The sequence below is a fragment of the uncultured Succinivibrio sp. genome, from assembly GCF_902756765.1.
Lineage (GTDB): Bacteria > Pseudomonadota > Gammaproteobacteria > Enterobacterales > Succinivibrionaceae > Succinivibrio.
The window spans coordinates 1-3,225 of the sequence record NZ_CACVSS010000174.1; the positions used below are offsets into that span (position 1 = coordinate 1).

Consider the following 3,225-nt stretch of genomic DNA (forward strand, 5'->3'; position numbering starts at 1 on the left):
TATCTTGGACAAAACACAAAATGATAGTTAATTAAAGATACAGTTGTTTTGGTATGTTTGTACTCATTTTTCATGAAGATATATTATCATACTTGTAGACTTTTATTAAGATTATATCTACTCATATTTAAAGATAATGCGGGCTATCATCCTCACGGTTAAAACCGTGGGTTTTCGCGCCCGCATTATTTATAAAAAACGGTCGCATTTGCGACCGTTTAAAATAATCTTTTCTATCTACTTAAGCACTATGCCTTTAGGCACTCAACAGCCTGTCTTTCAACTCCAAGGCAAAGTACATATCTTTCTAAGAATTTATCAAAGCCTGCAACACCTGCTGGTGTAGGATCGATCTTTGAGCCTTCCGCATCCTTAAATACTTTCTGCTCTAAGAACTGTGGTAGAGTCTGGTTGTTGTTTTCAGCTGTAGCATATGCTGCAAGTAGGGCAATACCCCAAGCACCGCCTTCACCTGCGGTTGTCATTACCCATACAGGTGTATTTAAAGCATCAGCCATGATTGACTGACCTACACCTTTGGTTTTGAATAGTCCACCGTGACCTAGAAGCTTGTCAATCTTTACATTCTCGCCTTTTAGGATGTTCATACCGATTCTGATTGCACCTAATGAGGTATTCAGGTTTGATCTGAAAAGGTTGGCAACGTTGAATTTTGAATTTGGCATTCTTGCAAGAAGAGGTCTTCCTTCTGGCATATTGGTAATGTTTTCTCCTGACAGATAACCATAGGTAATGATGCCATCGCAGTCAGGTGCACCGTTATTAAGAGCCTCGTTGTATAGAGTCTTGAATAAGGTAGTGGTATCCATTTCAATATTAGCTGCTCTTAGGAAGTCTGCAAACAGACCTACCCAGGCGTTAAGATCTGAGGTACAGTTGTTTGCGTGAACCATTGCAACCTGAAGTCCATCAGGGGTGGTTACACAGTCGATCTCTCTGTGAAGCTTCTGTAAGGCTTTTTCCAGAACAACCATGGCGAAGATAGATGTACCTGCTGATACATTACCGGTTCTTACTGCAACAGAGTTTGTTGCAACCATACCTGTACCGGCATCTCCTTCTGGAGGACATAGCAGACAGCCTGCCTGCAGGTTACCCGAAGTATCAAGTAACTTAGCTCCTTCTGCTGTTAAAGTTCCTGCGTTCTCGCCTGCGGTTAAAACTTTAGGTAAAAGTTGTTCTAGAGTATAAGGAAGCTTTTCGTCTTTTAGAAGTTGATTGAATTTCTTTAGATATTCCTGATTGTAATCCATCTTGTCTGAATCAATTGGGAACATACCTGCGGCATCACCAACGCCAAGAACCTTCTGGCCGGTTAGTTTCCAGTGTACATAACCTGCAAGGGTAGTGAAGAAATCGACTTTAGAGATGTGCTCCTCTTTGTTTAGGATACACTGATATAAGTGTGAGATACTCCAGCGCTCTGGAATATTGAACTGGAATAAATCTGTTAATTTTGCTGCGGCCTCAGAAGTGTTTGCGTTTCTCCAGGTTCTGAACTGAGCCAGCTGATTTCCGTCCTTATCAAATGCCAAGTAACCGTGCATCATTGCAGAGAAACCGATAGATGCAAGTTTGTTAATAACTACACCGTACTGATTTTTTACATCTTTCAGAAGATCCTGATAGCAATCCTGAAGACCTGTCCAGATATCATCTAAATGATAGGTCCAGAATCCGTTTTCAAGACGGTTTTCCCACTCATGTGCTCCCTGAGCGACTGGTTTAAAATCTTCTGGATTAATTAGAACTGCTTTGATACGGGTTGAACCGAACTCAATTCCTAAAATGGCTTTGCCTTCGGCTATGATATTTTTAATGTCTGACATTGTATTCTCACTTATGTATTATAATGTTGAAAGGATTTAGTATGTATCATACTATAAACCACAAACGTTTGCATAGTTGTTATTTATCTCACTTTTTGAAGAAAAATATTTAAATAATATTTCTTTATATTCAATGTAGATATAGTAAATTCAACGTATAAAAGAGTTTTATCGGTTTATTGAAAATTATTAAAAAACCGAAAACGATGACAGTAAGGATTGTTATGCGATATTTGGTTTTATCGGATATTCATGGTGGTTCTGAGGAATTAAAGCAGGCTCTGCGTTTTTTTCAGATATTTAACTGTGATTTTTTAATTCTGTTAGGAGACCTTCTCAATCACGGTCCAAGAAACAAACTTCCTGCCTCGTATGATCCGATGAATGTCGGAAATCTTCTTAATCAGTTTAAAGAAAAGATCATTTCAATTCGTGGCAACTGCGACAGTGAAGTCGATGGAATGGTTTTTGATTTCCCTTGTAATGCTGCTTACGGATATTTAGTTGTTTCAACTTCAAGGGGAATAAAGAAAATATTTCTGACTCATGGTCATCTGCACAAGATTGAAACAAAGGAACAGATATCAAAACTTGGTCTAAATGAAGGGGATATTGTTCTATCTGGCCATACTCATGTTTCTGGAATTTTTTTTAAAGAAAGTGAAGGGGATATTGTTCTATCTGGCCATACTCATGTTTCTGGAATTTTTTTTAAAGAAAGCGGTGTTATCAACATAAATCCGGGCTCGATCTCAATTCCAAAGGGCGGAACTCAAAAAGGATTTGCATTGATAAGCGAAAATGCAATAGAGTTGTACAACCTTGATGGTAATTTATTTAATTCATACATCTTTTAGGAGTAATTTCAAATGTTAGCTACATCTATCGATTTAGTTTCAAAATATGATTATTTGTCTGAGAAATTTAAAGCTGCATATAAGTGGTTGGCAGAGCATGATGTCAAAAACATGGAAGATGGCAAATATATCGTTATGGATGGTGTTTTCGCAATGGTTCAGCGTTACGAAACAATTGATTTTTCTGAGGCTAGATTTGAATCCCACAAGGAATACTTTGATATTCAGTATATTGCAGACGGCAAAGAGAGTTTTGGTATGGCCCTTGTCAAAGACTGTAAACTAAATGAGTCTGTTCCAGATAATGATGTCTATTTTTACGACACTCCTGATTTCTTTACTCAAGTAAATCTTAAGGCAGGGGATCTGATTGTAGTTCCTCCTGAGGAAGTTCATCAGCCAAGAGCTTGTTATAACAACGAAAAAATGACTGTTGTTAAGGTTGTTGTTAAGGTTAAGATTTAACTGATCAAAAAAAAATTTAAAAAAAATACAAAAAAACATTTGACATGGGTCAA

The 3,225-nt window shown here is 37.6% G+C and carries 3 protein-coding genes and 1 pseudogene; 2 read left to right on the forward strand and 2 right to left on the reverse strand.

All coding sequences use genetic code 11. From position 1 onward, the window contains the following. Together QZU45_RS12080 and QZU45_RS12085 are read right to left on the reverse strand one after the other, a co-directional pair. A pseudogene (locus QZU45_RS12080) lies at positions 1-74 on the reverse strand (IS200/IS605 family transposase); the annotation flags it as partial. A gap of 174 nt (positions 75-248) precedes the next feature. Next, the gene (locus tag QZU45_RS12085; RefSeq protein WP_295355642.1) at positions 249-1,850 is read right to left on the reverse strand and encodes an FGGY-family carbohydrate kinase; all 1,602 of its coding nucleotides are present in this window, start codon (positions 1,848-1,850) and stop codon (positions 249-251) included. A 224-nt stretch (positions 1,851-2,074) separates the two neighbouring features. Between QZU45_RS12085 and yfcE the strand changes: the two genes are divergently transcribed. Together yfcE and QZU45_RS12095 are read left to right on the forward strand one after the other, a co-directional pair. Further along, positions 2,075-2,707 (forward strand): phosphodiesterase, encoded by a 633-nt coding sequence (gene yfcE / locus QZU45_RS12090; protein ID WP_295355644.1) that lies wholly within the window; start codon positions 2,075-2,077, stop codon positions 2,705-2,707. 12 nt (positions 2,708-2,719) lie between these two features. Beyond that, positions 2,720-3,172 carry a YhcH/YjgK/YiaL family protein gene (locus QZU45_RS12095; RefSeq protein ID WP_295355646.1) on the forward strand — a complete coding sequence of 151 codons (453 nt, stop codon included), beginning with the start codon at positions 2,720-2,722 and terminating at the stop codon, positions 3,170-3,172. Positions 3,173-3,225 lie beyond the last annotated feature (53 nt).